16 protein-coding genes and 1 tRNA gene are annotated in these 16,026 nt (G+C 51.8%); 9 read left to right on the forward strand and 8 right to left on the reverse strand.

Going from position 1 to position 16,026, the window contains the following annotated elements:
* Position 1: 1 nt before the first annotated feature.
* The 3 genes from recA to pgsA all read right to left on the reverse strand — a co-directional run bounded on the left by recA (position 2) and on the right by pgsA (position 2,214).
* Positions 2–1,048: a recombinase RecA gene (gene recA / locus WC772_00310; protein ID MFA6169201.1), complete on the reverse strand. Its 1,047-nt coding sequence runs from the start codon at positions 1,046–1,048 to the stop codon at positions 2–4.
* A 105-nt stretch (positions 1,049–1,153) separates the two neighbouring features.
* Complete coding sequence (locus tag WC772_00315) at positions 1,154–1,717, reverse strand: CinA family protein (protein ID MFA6169202.1); 564 nt, start codon at positions 1,715–1,717, stop codon at positions 1,154–1,156.
* Positions 1,681–2,214, reverse strand: a complete 534-nt coding sequence (gene pgsA / locus WC772_00320; GenBank protein ID MFA6169203.1) for a CDP-diacylglycerol--glycerol-3-phosphate 3-phosphatidyltransferase — start codon at positions 2,212–2,214, stop codon at positions 1,681–1,683. The genes WC772_00315 and pgsA overlap by 37 nt, the downstream gene beginning before the upstream one ends.
* 134 nt (positions 2,215–2,348) lie before the next feature.
* Here pgsA and WC772_00325 point away from each other — a divergent pair, with 134 nt between their 5' ends.
* From WC772_00325 to WC772_00365, 9 genes are all read left to right on the forward strand, one after another.
* Positions 2,349–3,047, forward strand: a complete 699-nt coding sequence (locus WC772_00325; GenBank protein ID MFA6169204.1) for a pseudouridine synthase — start codon at positions 2,349–2,351, stop codon at positions 3,045–3,047.
* 100 nt (positions 3,048–3,147) lie between these two features.
* A complete protein-coding gene (locus tag WC772_00330; GenBank protein MFA6169205.1) occupies positions 3,148–5,262 on the forward strand; it encodes a 4-alpha-glucanotransferase in 2,115 nt (704 codons plus the stop codon).
* The gene (locus WC772_00335) at positions 5,259–6,263 is read left to right on the forward strand and encodes an ROK family protein (protein ID MFA6169206.1); all 1,005 of its coding nucleotides are present in this window, start codon (positions 5,259–5,261) and stop codon (positions 6,261–6,263) included. Before WC772_00330 ends, WC772_00335 begins: the two co-directional genes overlap by 4 nt.
* Positions 6,264–6,273: 10 nt before the next feature.
* Entirely contained in the window at positions 6,274–7,518 is a 1,245-nt protein-coding gene (locus WC772_00340; protein MFA6169207.1) for an aspartate kinase, read from the forward strand.
* A gap of 7 nt (positions 7,519–7,525) precedes the next feature.
* Positions 7,526–8,143 carry a glycerol-3-phosphate 1-O-acyltransferase PlsY gene (gene plsY / locus WC772_00345; protein ID MFA6169208.1) on the forward strand — a complete coding sequence of 206 codons (618 nt, stop codon included), beginning with the start codon at positions 7,526–7,528 and terminating at the stop codon, positions 8,141–8,143.
* A 95-nt stretch (positions 8,144–8,238) separates the two neighbouring features.
* Positions 8,239–8,502 carry a GIY-YIG nuclease family protein gene (locus WC772_00350; GenBank protein MFA6169209.1) on the forward strand — a complete coding sequence of 88 codons (264 nt, stop codon included), beginning with the start codon at positions 8,239–8,241 and terminating at the stop codon, positions 8,500–8,502.
* Positions 8,493–8,566, forward strand: a tRNA-Pro gene (locus WC772_00355). Before WC772_00350 ends, WC772_00355 begins: the two co-directional genes overlap by 10 nt.
* A gap of 382 nt (positions 8,567–8,948) precedes the next feature.
* Positions 8,949–10,295: a hypothetical protein gene (locus tag WC772_00360; GenBank protein MFA6169210.1), complete on the forward strand. Its 1,347-nt coding sequence runs from the start codon at positions 8,949–8,951 to the stop codon at positions 10,293–10,295.
* A gap of 104 nt (positions 10,296–10,399) precedes the next feature.
* A complete protein-coding gene (locus tag WC772_00365) occupies positions 10,400–11,038 on the forward strand; it encodes a hypothetical protein (protein MFA6169211.1) in 639 nt (212 codons plus the stop codon).
* On the opposite strand, the gene WC772_00370 is transcribed toward WC772_00365, so the two are convergent.
* From WC772_00370 to WC772_00390, 5 genes are all read right to left on the reverse strand, one after another.
* Positions 11,035–11,625, reverse strand: a complete 591-nt coding sequence (locus tag WC772_00370; protein ID MFA6169212.1) for a MarC family protein — start codon at positions 11,623–11,625, stop codon at positions 11,035–11,037. The two genes, WC772_00365 and WC772_00370, sit on opposite strands and share 4 nt — an antisense overlap.
* Positions 11,626–11,628: 3 nt before the next feature.
* The gene (gene ftsZ, locus WC772_00375) at positions 11,629–12,690 is read right to left on the reverse strand and encodes a cell division protein FtsZ (GenBank protein ID MFA6169213.1); all 1,062 of its coding nucleotides are present in this window, start codon (positions 12,688–12,690) and stop codon (positions 11,629–11,631) included.
* Between the two features lie 73 nt (positions 12,691–12,763).
* Positions 12,764–13,465: an FtsQ-type POTRA domain-containing protein gene (locus tag WC772_00380; protein ID MFA6169214.1), complete on the reverse strand. Its 702-nt coding sequence runs from the start codon at positions 13,463–13,465 to the stop codon at positions 12,764–12,766.
* Positions 13,466–13,496: 31 nt separating this feature from the next.
* Positions 13,497–14,432, reverse strand: a complete 936-nt coding sequence (locus WC772_00385; GenBank protein MFA6169215.1) for a D-alanine--D-alanine ligase — start codon at positions 14,430–14,432, stop codon at positions 13,497–13,499.
* A gap of 117 nt (positions 14,433–14,549) precedes the next feature.
* Positions 14,550–16,016 carry a hypothetical protein gene (locus tag WC772_00390; GenBank protein MFA6169216.1) on the reverse strand — a complete coding sequence of 489 codons (1,467 nt, stop codon included), beginning with the start codon at positions 16,014–16,016 and terminating at the stop codon, positions 14,550–14,552.
* Positions 16,017–16,026 lie beyond the last annotated feature (10 nt).

Consider the following 16,026-nt stretch of genomic DNA (forward strand, 5'->3'; position numbering starts at 1 on the left):
ATTACTCTTTATGGGCCAGCGACTTGCGAATTTCCGCCTCGATCTTAGTTGAGATCTTGCCGTTTTCCTTTAGGAACTTGACCGCTCCGTCAAAACCTTGGCCGATCTTCTCCCCGCCGTAAGAGAACCAGGAACCGCTCTTTTCCACTATATTCAGGTTGACCGCCTGATCAAGAATGTCGGCTTCCCGGAGCAAGCCTTCACCATGGATCAGCAGGAAACTGGCTTCGCGGAAAGGGGGCGCGACCTTGTTCTTGACGACCTTAACCTTGACCCGGGTGCCGATGATCTTATCCCCGTCCTTGAGCTTTTCGGCCGCCCGAACATCCAACCGGACCGAGGAGTAGAACTTGAGCGCCCGGCCCCCCGGCGTGGTCTCCGGATTGCCGAACATGACCCCGATCTTTTCGCGCAGCTGATTGATGAAGATCATCACCGTCTTCGACTTGCTGATGACCGACGTCAGTTTGCGCAGGGCTTGGGACATCAATCTGGCCTGTAACCCCATGACCGCGTCCCCCATTTCCCCTTCAACTTCAGCCTTCGGGACCAGGGCCGCGACCGAGTCGACAACGATAATGTCGATCGCCCCGGAGCGGATCAGGGTCTCGGCAATCTCCAAGGCCTGTTCGCCGTAATCCGGTTGGGAGATCAGCAGGTTGTCGATGTTGACCCCCAGTTTTTTGGCGTAGGCCGGGTCCATGGAGTGCTCGGCGTCAATAAAGGCGGCGACCCCTCCCCGGCGCTGCGCCTCGGCAATGGCGTGCAGGGAAACAGTGGTCTTACCGCCGCCTTCCGGACCGTAGATCTCGATGATCCGGCCGCGCGGGAAGCCGCCGACCCCGAGCGCCACGTCGACCGACAGGGCGCCGGTCGGAATGACCTCGACGTTCAACTTGGATGCTTCTCCCAATTTCATGATCGAACCTTTGCCGTAGTTCTTTTCGATCTGGGCAATGGCGATCCCCAGGGCCTTGGAACGTTCACTGGCTTTTTCAGCCTTTTCAGCGCTCTTGTCCGCGCTTTTTTCAATTTTTTCGCTGACCATAATAATTGACCTCCTTAACGAACTTTTGGAACATGGGCGGACCTGGCTCCCGCCCAACGAGCCACGCGGTTTTCTTTTACTAATTGAAGCCGACGGACCGAATATTTAAGCGCTTCGGTCGAGCGCCTTTGTTTCCCCGCCTAAATGCAGCCAGAGCAGCCCCAGGGCCGCTTCCGCCGCTTTATTTCTGATCTCCTCACGTTTACCGTCAAGATTGAGCTCTTTCCAATCGGTCCCGTTCTTGCTGGCCACGGCGATAAAGAGCTGGCCGACCGGGGCCGGCGGGATCGGGGCCGGTCCGGCGACTCCGGTAATGCCTAAGCCGACGTCAGTTTTGAACCTTTTCCTGATCTCTTCAGCTAGCGCGACGGCGACTTCGCGGCTAACGACGCCATGCTGGCTGATTAGAGCGGGAGAAATCCCGACCTGGGTGACTTTGATCCGTGGTGAATAGCAGACGATGCCGCCGATGAAGAAGTCGGAACTACCGGCGAGACTGGTCAGGCGGCTGGAGATTAGCCCGCCGGTCAACGACTCGGCAACCGAAACCGTCAGGCGCTGTTGGTGCAACAGTTCCGCGACCTGATGATCGGTGTTCTTGCCGAGGGCCGACAAGACTTGGCTGAAGAAGTTTAGCTTTTCAGCTGCTTGATTAGTTCGCTCTGCCATAGGTAGGCTCCTCCGGAGACGAGCGACAACGCTACGGCCAGCCAAAGAACTAATCCGGCAAGCGGGAGGTTCAGCATGATCATAAAAACCGCCAGGATCTGGACGGCGGTCTTCCATTTCGCGACCGGGCTGGCGGCAAAGATCTTTTGCCCGCGCACGCTGGCAACGATGAACTCTCTCGCGCAAATCAGAATGACCGGAACAGGATTAGTATTCCCTAGACCAGTAAGCGCTATCAGTACGGAGATAACAAGGATCTTATCCGCTAAGGGATCGAGCAATTTACCGATTTCCGAGACCTGGTAATATTTCCGGGCGATGTAACCGTCGAGCGCGTCGGAAAAAGAGAGGAAAAGGAAGGTGACGGCTGCCAGGCCGTACATGCCGACCAGCAGGAAGATCACGCAGACCGGAACCAAGGCTAACCTCAATAACGTAATTCTATTGGCTAATGATATTTGATTGAATGAATCGATATATTTTTTCAATGAAAACACCGGATATCATATCCAGATTAACCTTTTTTTCCTTTTCCGAACTCATTAGAATTTTAACATAGTAAGGAAAGAGTGACAAGCCTAAATATGTGGGCATTTTAGCTGCGGAAGAAAATCGTGCTACAATGGGGAATATGGAACCGATAAGATTGCATAAATTCCTGGCCGATAGCGGCTGTGCCTCCCGGCGAAAAGCCGAGGAACTGATCAAAGCCGGTCGGGTAAAGGTCAATGGCCAGACCATTGACCAGCAGGGGGTCAAGATCAATCCGGAGCTGGATAAAGTGACAGTCGACGACTCAATAATATCAAGTAATAGCAAGAAAATATACATATTAATGAATAAACCCCAGGGAGTTGTTTCGACCTGCGCTCCAGATGAAATGACGACTGTTTTGGACTTGTTAAAAGGGGTAAAAGGCCGGTTGTTCCCCGTTGGGCGGTTGGATCGGGATTCTGAAGGGTTACTCTTGATTACCAATGATGGGCAAGTTGCCCTGAAACTGACCCATCCCCGCTACGAGCATGAAAAAGAGTACGAGGTTGTAGTGGCTAAGCCACTTTTCCCTTCAGAGGTTGAAGCGCTCAAACAGGGGATTATGCTTGAAGGGAAGAAAACCCTGCCGGCCAAGGTCCTGGCCAAGGATAACCGGCGGCTTAAAATGATCCTCAAGGAAGGGCGGAATCGCCAGATCAGAAAAATGATTGAAGCTCTGGGGAACGAAGTTCTCTCCTTACGCCGGGTCCGGATGGGGACCTTGACCCTGGGACCGTTACAGCCGGGTGAATGGCGCTACTTAACCCCAGCCGAGATTTCCGCTCTACGCGCTTAAGGTTTCTATTATTATTCCAGCCTCGAAATCCATTGAAATTATCCCAATTTGCTACTGATAACTAAATGATTGTTAGCAACAAATAAGAAAGGGAATTTTAATGGTTAATTACATATCTCCGGTCCGGGAAAAGCACTTTATGCCCACGTTTTCCATTGCCCAGTTGAGATCGAGCAAAGTTCAAGACCTTGGCGCCGGTAACATGACGACTTTCAAAGCGACGGTCGATCAACTTGCGGCCGCTGGGATCAAGCATGTTTGTTTACAGCCGATCCATGAGGTGGCGGTGGATATTGCCAGCCTCTTCAGCCGGACCAGCATGAACGCGTTGAGCCATCGTTTACTTGATCTGTCGGAAATCCCCGAAGTTAAAGAGCTGTTGGCCTTAAGAAAAAGCGTGGCCGACACTTTGGCCCGCGCCAATAGAGTTACCCAGGGATCAACGACCAATTTAGGGTTGGTCGAAGTCGAATATCCCGCCGTTTTGGAAAAAGCTTTTGAGCGGTTCTCGCTGTCAAATCACTCGCAACGGACCAGGCAATTTAACTTTTTCTGTGAGGAACACTCCTGGTGGCTGGATAAATACGCTTATTTTAAAGGGTTAAAAGAACGGTTCGGCCACCTGCCGATGGAGCAATGGGATCGTGCCTATGCCGACCTGTCCAGCTCGAAGGCCCAAGAATTTATGGGAGTGAACAAAGACCGGATCAATTATCACAAATACGTTCAGATGGAAACTTATCGCCAGGTCCGTGAAGGGCTCGACTATGCCCGGACCAAGGGGATCGAAGAGATCGAAGTCCTGGTCGGGGTCGGGACCTCCCGCGAAAGCGCGGAAGGATTCCTGATGCCGGACATGTTCGACTTTGCCCGCCAGATCGGCTGTTTCCCGGAACCGGAAAACGGCTACCCGATCCAGCTTTGGGGCTTCCTGGCCGAAAAAGACAATGACGCCCTGCTGGAATTTAAGGTCAAAAGTTTTCAAAATCTCAACGAACTGGGGATCAATCGGATCGGTATCGATCACGCCTGCGGTTTTCTGGGCGGCTACACGACTTTTCCGGTTTACGATCCGCAGTTGTTGGCGCAAGGTCAGTACCGGGTCTTGAATGCCGCCGATCCCCGCGACGCGAAAATAGCGGAGGAGGGCGGACGCTGGGTCTTTAAACCGGAGACAGAAGAGGCGGAGCGGAAAGCCTTTGCCCAAAAAGTATTATTCGCTTTGTTGGAAAAAGTCCCCGACATGAAGTTCACGGCCGAGACCGTCGGCGATTTTCATCGCCGGGTTGCGGCGGAAGAGGCGATCCAAGCCGCTGTTGCGCGCGGCAGGGATATTACCCTGATGAGGTCTTTGCCCTGGGAAGACGTGCCGCTGGCCGCTTACGGGCCGAACGATCGCTTGAGCCTGACTCACGACATGCCGGCTTTGACCGGCTTACTGACCGCCCAGGCGGGCGATCATAACTACGGCTGGATCGACGGCCAACGGGCCGGCAAATTTTTAAATCGGTTCGGGATCTTGGCGCCGGGTTTGACTAAACCGCTAAGTGTTTCCGAATTAACAACTAAATTCATGATGGAGGTTCACCGGCGGATCATTGCTGGCTCTGGGGCCGAGACGGTTGTTATGCCGCTAGCCTCTTTGTACACCTTGAGCCCTGATCATTTAAATGCTGGCCGATGGCAATACACCAATATCCAACCGGGAACATCCGGCGAGATCGGTAACCCAATGGGAAATTGGGAACAGCGTCTGCCGGTGATCGAGGGGCTCGATCTGGTAAATATTCGGGAATCGACCGGGACGGATTTCCGACCTTTTGGGTCGGTTGGCATTTTGTCTTACCCTGACGATTTGTTCCAGGCCCAGGTCAAGGACGTCGTGGCCGAAGCAGTTGCTTACCGGGCTGCCGCCGGCAAATGGACGGTCTGGCAGCCGACCGAAAGTCAACGGCCGCTAATGGAAATTGCCGTGACTTACACCGGCACAACCGGGTCTGATGAAAAGGCCTGGGCCCGTTTCAATGTTGCCGATCTGGGTTTCGACTCCGGCTCAAACTATGTTTTCTATGATCTTGTTTCCGGGAAGGGATACAAAAAAACCGGACAGGAGTTATTGAACAATGGTTTGCATGTTGGCCTACAGGCCGAAACTCCCGATCGGCCAGGGAGCAATCGACATCATTTTGTAGTTTTTAAGGAGGAATTAGTATGACAATAGCTAGTGAAAGAGTGAGAAATTATTCTGCTAGACCGGCGCGCCGGATCCTGGCCGGTGATATCGGGGGAACAAATTTACGTTTGGCCGTAGTGAAACAAGGCCGGGTTGAAGAATCGGTCAACGTGCCGATGGCGGAATTTTCCAGTTCCAAGGCGTTGGCTAAAAGATCCGCTTTGGAAATATCGCGATTAGATGTCCATGACATTGTAATCGGCGGAATTGGATTCCCTTGCCCGATAGATGGGGCCAGTGGGGAGCCGTTGTTGTCTCCGCCGAATTTAAAATTTGGTTTTAATGGGTTTATTCAAGCGCTGTCGCAGGCTACCGGGATGAAAATCTTTGGTTTTAATGATGCTCGTTCCGCCGTGATGGGCGAAGCGATGTTTGGGAGCGGCCGGACGGAAGAGGTTGTTATCTGGCACGGGATTGGAACTGGGTATGGGTTTGCGATAGTTGACGGCGAAAGAGAAATTTTCCCGACAGCGGCTGAAGGCGGCCATTTCAAGGTTGTTAATCCGATCCTCGATTTGTCGGCCAGAGAATGCGGTTGCGGCGCCAGCGGTTGTGTTGAGGCGTATGTCAGCGGGACCGCCATGGCAAAACAGTATTTTGAATTATCAGGTCGCAAACTGACCGGAGAAGAAGTTGGCGCCGCTTTTCTCTCAAAGGACGAGATCGCGGTCAGGGTGGTCCACGAAGCGATGGCCTACCTGGCGATGAACATCTCGACCGGTCACGCTTTGACCTTAAACGGCCGCCACGTTCTGGGCGGGGGAGTGGCGCAGATCGGCCAACCGTTGCTGAAAACTTTAAAAACAATGCTGCGTACGCCGGGGGTGGTTTCCTGGCCGCAACAAAACGATCTGGCCTCGAAAGTGTTTTTAACGAAATTGGACGGCAAGGCCGGCCTGTTGGGGGCGGCTGTTTTGGCGGAACGGGAAGCCGACCGTATTCAGGCGGCAATGGATTTCGCGCTTTATGATCCCGTGCTATAATTCTTGAATCATGGGGATTATTGTCCACAAGTACGGCGGCACCTCTGTCGGCACGCCCGACAAGATCAAAAACGTCGCGCGCCGCGTTAAAAAGGCGAAAGTCGCCGGCCACGATGTCGTGGTCGTTGTCTCGGCGATGGGGGAGACCACCGACGAACTTATCGACCTGATGAACCAAGTTACCGATAACCCCGATCCCCGCGAATACGATATGCTGGTTTCGACCGGCGAACAGGTTTCGGCCTCGCTTCTGGCGATGGCGCTCCAGGCGATGGATTGTCCGGCGATCTCCCTGACCGGCGGCCAGGCGGGAGTTGTGACCGAAGATATTTACAAAAAAGCCCGCATCAAAGAGATCCATCTCGACCGGCTGAAAGACGAATTAAAAGCCGGAAAAGTTGTCGTCATTACCGGTTTTCAGGGGATTGACAGCAAGGGAGACATTATCACCATCGGGCGCGGGGGTTCGGATACTTCCGCCGTTGCCATTGCCGCCGCTCTTAAAGCCGATGTCTGCGATATCTACACCGACGTCGACGGGGTCTACACGACCGATCCGCGGATCGTCAAAGAGGCCCGGAAAATTAAATATATTTCTTATGAAGAGATGCTGGAATTGGCCAGCCTGGGGGCGCAGGTCCTGCACCCTCGTTCCGTCGAGTGTGCCAGCATCTACGACATGGTCATTCATCTCCGGTCCAGCTTAAAGGACGATGAGGGGACCTATATCATGTCGCCGGTTCGGATTGCCAAGGAGGTAGGAAAAATGGAAAAAACAGAAGCGGTCAGGGGGATAGCCCTTGACGAAAATGTCGCCAAGATTGGGATCCTCAAAATGCCGGACAAGCCGGGGATTGCCGCTAAACTTTTTGGGGCCTTGGCCAAGGAAAAAGTCAACGTCGACATGATCGTCCAGTCGATCAATTCGCAGGGGACCAGCGCCGACATGGCTTTTACCGTCGAAAAGACCGATTTGAAAAAAGGGGTTGAAGTCGCGGAGCGGGTTGCCAAAGAACTGAATGCCGAAGGGGTCGTGTCTGATTCCGACGTCTGCAAAGTTTCTCTGGTCGGGGTGGGAATGGTCAGTCAGCCGGGGACCGCCTCGAAGATGTTCAGCGCTTTGGCTGAAAATTCGATCAATATTCAAATGATTAGCACTTCGGAGATCAAGATCTCCTGTATTATTAAGGCGGAACAGGGGAAGAAAGCGGTCCAGATCCTGCATAAGGCCTTCGGTTTGGAAAAAGTTTCCTAATCAGATCATGACAGCTATTTTGACGTTATTTTATGTCGGGTTCGCCTATTTATTGGGAAGCCTTCCTTTCAGTCATTTTTTTCCTCATAAGATTAATGGGAAAGACGTCCGCAAAGAAGGTTCCGGCAATGTCGGAGCGACCAATGTTTTGGTGGTGGCCGGTCCGCTCCCCGCGATCTTTGCCTTACTTGGCGATATTGCCAAAGGTTACCTGGCGATTGCTCTGGCCCGCTATCTCGGTTTGCCGGATTGGGGGATCGCGCTGGCCGGGTTAGCGGCGATTGCCGGACATGATTTTTCCGTTTTCTTAAAGTTTGAGGGAGGGAAAGGGGTGGCGACGACCGGCGGGATCCTGCTGGCGCTCGATCCCTTCTTTGCTCTGGTGATCTTTTGTTTCTGGCTGTTCAGTTTTCTGGTCGTCCGTTATTTTATTCCGGCAACCGTTTTGATCCTTTGCCTGTTGCCCCTCATTATGTGGTTCGGCTCCTGGAGCTGGGAATACATTGTTTTCGGGTTTGGCGCGGCCCTGCTGGCGGTCTATGCTCATCGCTTCGATCTCCAGCGGTATTTTGACGGGAAAGAACCGACAATCGGCGAAGCGTTGAAAAAGTTACGGAAAAAATGATAGAATGAGCAGTTGCCATCGGGGCGTAGCTTAGTCCCGATCGGACCTGTCTACCGCGGTAGGCAGGTCGAGGCTCAAATGGGGTATGGGTGGGGATGACAGTGGAGAGTGTTTATTACGTTTATATTTTAAGAAGTTTGAAAAATAATCGATATTATATTGGTTATACGACAAATCTTCTTAATAGATTAACAGAGCATAATACCGGAGAAACCAAAGGGAATAGGTATTTTAGGCCGTTCGAATTGGTTTATCAAGAAGAGTATAAGACCTTAACTGAAGCGCGGGATCGAGAATCCTTTCTTAAAGAGCAAAAGAGTCGTAAGTTTCTGGAAAGTTTGTTTATTATCGGGGCGTAGCTTAGCTTGGTAGAGCGCACGGTTCGGGACCGTGAGGTCGGAGGTTCAAATCCTCTCGCCCCGATTCTTTAATTGTAAGCTCATTGGATTTGTAACTTGGTAGAGCGTCCCGATCCGATCGGGAAGGTCGGAGGTTCAAATCCTCTCGCCCCGATTCTTTAATTGTAAGCTCATTGGATTTGTAACTTGGTAGAGCGTCCCGATCCGATCGGGAAGGTCGGAGGTTCAAATCCTCTCGCCCCGATTCTTTTTTGGTTCCCGCCTCAATTACGTTGAAATTAACTTCTTCATTGACCGACAATATTTTATGCTTGCGGGAAGAAAACGATACTATGACAACCATTAAACAAACAGCCAGGCCATCCCAATTGGCGTCAAGAATAGCGAGGTTCCAGTTCAGGAGTATTAATGGTTGGCGTCGAACGGTCAGAAGGATATCTGAAGGGTTGGAACGACAAAATTTGCCAAGGGTGGAGGTCAAGCTGGCCTTCGATCAAGGCGACGGACGATCTGCTATCGAACAATTCTTTATCCCTGGCCAGGCGGACGAAGCGATGCTGAAGGAATATGCCAGATATATTGCGGTTATTACCAACAACAGGTTGGTAACTTCGGGCTGCAAGAATTACGAGATTGAGCCGCCAGCTCTGGCTGAACTAGTAAAACAAGTTTTTAGCTACAATATCAATTCCTACCTGAATTATCAGGGGCAGACCAATGGGCGGGTTTCCGTTGGGGACATGCTGCGGCGATATCATAATTACCAGCCTTCTTTAATGCCTGATCGTGCGCTTGAACCCAGACTGGGTCGCGAACCAGCGCATATCCTGACCCTGAATGTCGGCCAAACCAGGTTTCGGGCCGGCATTGTCCGACTAGCCGAGGGGCAATTGCCGGAAATAGTCAGTCCCTTGATCGATGAACCAACCTACCTCGCTTACAACCTGCCGGGAGGAGGCAATGTTTCCGCCCCGTTGTCTCAGATGGTTTGGAGCGCGAAATATCTGGCTGACCAATTTCCTGGCCGGGTTGACGGAGTGGGGGTCAGTGTTGCCGCGCGGACAAAGGCGCATCAATTCATTAACATTCCCTTGGGTGTTGTCCGTGATTTTGATGAAGTCGAAATGATGCTGTGGGGAATGATGCCAAACGTTTTGTCTTCGATGTTCGGCGCAGTGCCAAGCGTGATAGAAAACGATGGCGCGGCCCAAGCGACATTTTATGCCCGGGCCTTACTGAAGGCGGGAAGTCTTTTGCTCCTGCGCTTTGGAACAACGCTTTGCGCTTCAGTGACCGACGGCCAGGGCTGGCCAGTCGAAGGTTTTAATGAGCTTAATAAGGTGATTATTGACCCGGGCGATAGCTCCGGTGACCCTTATTACTGGGGAAGGGCGGGCAAATATCTTTCTTTTTCCGGGATAATTTATATCGCTAAGGCACTTGGCGTCGAGCGAATGTTTCCGGAGCTGGCCGACAAAGACATGCCCAAACGCCTGCCGGCATGGCTTGGCCAGGGGGATGAATCACAAAAAGGAATTGCCCGGCAAGTCTACGCCAGGATAGGAGCATACGCGGCTCAATACGTCAGAGAGCTGAGAGAGAACGATTATTCAATCAATAACGTTGCCTTAGTCGGTTCCCATATTAGTGGCCCGCCGGCGGAGATTGTTGCCGAACGGATCAACCATGATTTAAAAGGCAAGGCCGCTGTTTCTGTCCTGACCCCGGACAGAAAATACGCGGAGAGCGGCGCTAATTTTGGCCTAGCCCTGATAGCCGGTCGCCTGATTTAAGCTTGCTGAAACAGTAGCGTTTTTAGAATATTTAAGGTATTATTAAATCAACAATTTGAAGTCTGCCCAATTTAGTTCCAGATTCTGGTAAAAAGTTGATTTTTATGAGAAAAACGGCTCTTTTCCTAGCCGCATTTGTTATCCTCATAGTTAGTGGTACTGTCGTATTTGCCGAGACCTCAATTTGTCAAAAATTCCCAGCCGCTAAAGTTACCGGCCAAGGCCCTATCCCTTATAATTGCCGCTTGATCGATGGCCATATCTTGGCCGGCGGTCATCCCTTGAACCCCAGGAAATTTGAAAATACCGATCAACAAGTCGCGGCGATTTTTAAGTTTTTAAAAGAAGAAGGGGTAGAAAATATCATCGACTTGGAAAATTCCAGCGCGGTCCAAAAAAGATACGCCCGACTGTTGGAACAAGCGGGGCTGACGCGTCTCCATGTTCCAATGAACAACGCTAAAGTCCCAACCGCGGCGGAATGGGCGAAGATCAAAGAATTGATGAAGCAACCGGTCTACATCCATTGCCGTTGGGGAGCGGATCGGACCGGAGCGGTTATTGCCCGCTATTTGATCGAAGAGGCCGGCTACTCGACGGTGGAAGCCTGGCAGGCGGTGGTTAATGGCGGCAGTCATGCCGGACTGCTTGGTGGTTTGAAAAATAAACCGGATTACCGTAATTTAATTCTATTTATCTCGCCCAAGGCGGCCGATTACCAGGAATTTAAAGCGTATTTCTAGTGAAGCCTGAAGACCCCGAACAACCCTTCGCGGATGAACTGGATGGCGATCGCGGCGATCAGGATGGCGGAGATTTTTGCCAGGATCAGTGAGCCGTTCTTTCCCAGGAAGCGGTAAATGTCGTCGGCGAAATGCAAGACCAGCCAGATCAGGAAAAAACAGGCGCCAATCGCGCTTAAAGTTATGGCGTAGCCGTACGTCTGCAGCATGACCAGCGAAGCGGTGATCGCCCCTGGTCCGACCAGCAGGGGGCAGCCGAGCGGCACGACCCCCACGTCTTCCTTATGTTCGAAGTTTACCCTCCCACGCAGCATTATTTCAATGGCGATCCAGAAGAGGAGAATTCCGCCCGCAATTCTGAAGTCATCCAGGGTGATGCCGAACAGGTCAAAGACCGCTTTCCCGGCCAGCATAAAAGCGATCAGGGTGATAAAACCGGTCATGATTGAGGTGGCAAAGATCGAGCGCTTTTCTTTTAGGCTAAGCCCTTCGGTCAACCCCATAAAGAAGGGGAGATTCCCCGGCGAATCGGTGATGATAAAGAGGGCGATCAGCGATTTTAAAAATGGAAAAAGAAAAAGCTCCATAATTTAGCGCATGAAAGGGGGCAATTCAATGTCGTCCTTATGGCTGTCGGCCGATGGTTTCGCCAGTTGGGCCGTCTGGGTCGTCCGCGGCCTAATGAACGACATGCTTTCTTTTTCCCGGTTCTGGACCGATTTGAAGCCGGTGGCGATGACGGTTACGATGACCTCCCCTTGGAGTTTCTCGTCAATTGTGGCGCCGAAAATGATGTTGGCGTCTGGATCGCCGGCGTTATAAATAACTTCGGCCGCTTCGTTGACCTCGTAAAGGGTCAGGTCGGACCCGCCGGTGACGTTGAAAATAATTCCCTTGGCGCCGGTGATCGTTTCTTCCAGCAGTGGGGAGGCGATCGCTTTTTCAGCCGCTTCAACGGCCCGGTTCTCGCCGGTCCCATTGCCGATCCCCATCATGGCCGAACCCGCCTCGAACATGATCGTCCGGACGTCGGCGAAGTCGAGGTTAATGAGGCCGGGGACGGTAATCAGGTCGGAAATACCCTTGACCCCTTGGCGGAGGACATCGTCGGCGACTTTGAAGGCTTCGATGATCGAGACTTTTTTCTCCACTACCTGGAGGAGTTTGTCGTTGGGAATAACGATCAGGGCGTCAACTTTTTCCTTGAGCAGGGAGATTCCAGATTCGGCCTGGGAATTGCGAACAGGCCCTTCGAAACGGAAAGGCCGGGTCACGACCCCGATGGTCAAACAGCCAAGTTCTTTGGCGACTTCGGCGATGATTGGAGAGGCTCCGGTCCCTGTCCCGCCACCCATTCCGGCGCTTAAGAAGACCATGTCCGCTCCCTGCAGGGCAAGCTTGACGTCGTCGCGGCTTTCTTCGGCCGCTTTTTGTCCGATCTCGGGATTGGCGCCGGCACCCAAACCGCGGGTCAGTTTCGCGCCCAGCTGAAGTTTGTGGTCGGCGAGGGAGACGCTAAGAGCTTGCAGATCGGTGTTGGCGGCCCAGAATTCGACTCCGACCACGCCGCTGCTGATCATCCGGTTAACGGCATTGGTCCCGCCACCTCCGACCCCAAAGACTTTGATCGTCGCAAAACCTTGGCCACCCATTTTGATAATCTCCTTGTCAGGGAATGTGGTGCAATTTTAACACAAGGCGCTAAAATTGCAACGGGAGCACTTATTATTTGAACTTGATGACCGGTGTTTCCGGGAAGCGAACGTCAATGTACTCAACTTCATTCCAGCGGCCGGTGATCCGGGGGAGAAGCCGTTTGACGACGGCGATCTTGGTCTTGATCCGTTCGTCCTGGCCGAGATCGATCCGCAGGACGTCGTCGAGCATGATGTTGATCCGCCGATAACTGCCGATCGATAGGTTGATCCGGCGCGAGCCGAGCAGTTGTGATAGTTCCACGACAGTTTCGTTGATTAGGAGCGCCAGCTTAGGTGAGATCTGGGCATTGGAGATCAGTTCATTCGTCCCCAGGCCGGAGATAACCGGCAGGTCGGTAATGTTATCAAGATGGAGATTGAGCGCCGGAACGTTATTGAGGATAAAGCCGTCCCGGTCGACGATCGTAAAGCGGTTGTTAATGACCAGGATCGCGATCGGTTGCCGTTCTTCCACCACGATCAAGACGGTGGCTGGCGGCAGACGACGGATCCGGTGCTTTTTAATGACGCCGATTCGGTCGAGTTTTTTGTGGGCGGGCCGGAAGCTGGTGAAAAAAAGGTTTTGGCCGAGGGGGAGACCGCTGTACTCGCGGAGCTCCTGCGGGCTGAGCATTTTTGTCCCTTCGACGGCGATCTCCTGGATGTTCCAGATCGAAAGGGAAAGAAAATAGTAACCAATGCCGGCCAGCACGGCGATGGAAAACAGCATCACTACTAACCGGAAACGATTTCGCTTTTTCTTAGAACGCGCTTTCAAGGATTTTAACTACCAGCTGGTCAAAAGAGATGCCGGCATTCGCCGCCTCCGCCGGCAGATCGGAATGCTCGGTCATTCCGGGGAGGGAATTGACCTCGGTGACATAGGGGATATGGTCGTGCGAAACGATCATGTCGACCCGGGAGACGCCGTAACAACCGAGCGCTTGATGGGCGGCCAGGGCGAGAGCTTGCGCCCGTTTATAGAGCGGAGCGGGGAGCCGGGCCGGGATAATAAACTCGGTCATGCCGGTCGTATATTTGGCCGCGAAATCATAGAACTCGTTTTTGGGGACCAATTCCAGGATCGGCAGGGCCTGAAGGTCGGTTCCGGTCCCGATCACGCCGATGGTGATCTCTTTCCCTTTAATAAACTCTTCAACGAAGAGTTCTTTGTATTCTTTAAGCCCTTTTTCCAGGACGCTTTCCAGCTTTTCGCCGGACTTGAGGATCGAGACCCCAAAGCTTGAGCCCTCCGAAGTTGGTTTCACGACCAGTGGAAAGGGGAAGATCCGGCGGATCTTGTCGGCTTCGGCCTGGAGTTCGGCGTTCCGGTCGATCGGCAGGTAGCGCGGGGTCGGGATGTTGGCGGCGTCAAAGATCCGTTTGGCGGCCAATTTGTTCATGGCCAAGGCCGAAGCGAGCACTTTTGATCCGGTATAAGGGATCCCGGCAACTTCCAGCAGCCCTTGGACCGCGCCGTCTTCGCCGTATTGGCCGTGCAAGATGATATAAACCAGGTCGATCTTCTTTTTCTTGAGGTCGGCGATTAAATTGTCGGTCAGATCAATTTTGATAACGTTGAACCCTTGGCTTTTCAGCGATTCATAGACCCGTTTGCCGGAGCGGAGCGAGACTTCCCGTTCGCGGGAACGCCCGCCGCAGAGGACAGCGATCTTCTTTTTCTTGAGGTTTTTCATAAGACCTGCCTTCCGGGCAGGCAAGATTGATTTTATCACCGAAAAAAAGCTTAATCAATAAAGATGGTTTACAAAATAACCTTAATACCAGGCGACGAGATTGTTCCAAAAGATTGGTTATTCCGGAAGTCTTTTGTAGGCCGGGTTTGCTTTTAATAATGATTCGGTCGCCTTTGAAAATATTACGCCACGAATAATGGCTGGAATCAAATCTAATGGCACGCTTAAGATCGTGTTGCCATCGCCTAACATTGTGATTTGATTGTTTATTTTCAGATCGCCAATTACACGTACTTGAGTCGGCAGCCCCACTCTATCAAATGTGATTTTAATTGTGTTGGGAGGTATCTTCAAGTCCGCTTGTCTGGCAAGCGACTGGGCGATGATTCGAAGGCTTATTGTGGTTGTTATCGGTCGATGATGGGGTGGAAGGGTCAGCCTCACTTTAACGGGCTGATCCGGGAGGGACTTGGCAAAATCAGGAATTAAGGCAAATATTTCCGCCATTGGGATTATTAGTTCTTTAATAACGATGCCTTGGGTTTGCCCCCGGTCGTGATCTGTGCAAAGTAAAGGGACAAGCAATTCTTGGCCCGGAAGCAGTCGCTGCCAATTTATTAATTTGCCGGCTGGATCGTAACAAACGGTTTCTCCTGGCCCTAAGGCGACCCCTTCTTCATTAATAGGTTGAGCCAAGAGAAGAGTTCCCAATTTAGGAGCCCCATTATTCCAAATTCCAATAGAGTGCCCGCTTCTAAATGAAACGCGCTGGTTGTTTATAAGAAAAGCAGTGTCCCGCGCTAATGTCCCGAGATAGTCGGAAGACGTTACCGTTAAATATGTTCCGTCTTTAAAAAGTACGCTCTGATTGCCAATTAAAAGTTCTGTGTCCCGAGCTAATCTCCCGAAAAAACGAGAATTATTATCAGCGCTACTAACGGCTACTCGTAAATATGTTCCGCCCTTAAAAAGCACGCTCTGATCGTCGATTAAAAGTTCTGTGTCGCGAACTAATGTCCCGAGAAAGCTAGAATCACTAAAAGTGAATTCTGTCCCTCTTTTAAAAGCTACTTGGTGGTTGTTTAATATGAATTCCGTATCCTCAGGCAAGGTGTATCCGCCTGAAATTCCGTTATTGATGTGCCATGTCACGTTAACCCCGGCTTTTATAGTAAAAGTATTGCCGACGATCGTCAACGACAGGTCCTGGCCCAAGGTCCCTTGAATAAGCTCGCCATCGGCAATCCCTATTTCAGTCCCGTGCTTAAAGGTTACGCTCCTATTATTGTTGATAATTGTAACATCTTGGACCAATCTTCCCTTTAGGAAATTATCATTTCCAGCATTAGTGATAATCCCGTCTTGAAAGAAGTCCCCTGGCCGCTCCCTCATTTGCCGAAAAACCTGCGACAGCGAACCGGATAAAACGACGCCGCTGCCCGAGACAAATGTCTTTAGTTGATAATCTGGCCTGGAGATAGTTGAGGGGGAACAGCTTGCCGCCGCTAAAGCAATTGAGACTGGAGCCGCGTACCGTCTAAAAAATGAGCCGAATGAAGCGATTCTTTTTATTTGCATGGACATTATCATGTCT

The organism is Candidatus Margulisiibacteriota bacterium (assembly GCA_041661965.1).
In the GTDB taxonomy this organism is placed as follows: Bacteria; Margulisbacteria; WOR-1; order O2-12-FULL-45-9; family XYB2-FULL-48-7; genus XYB2-FULL-45-9.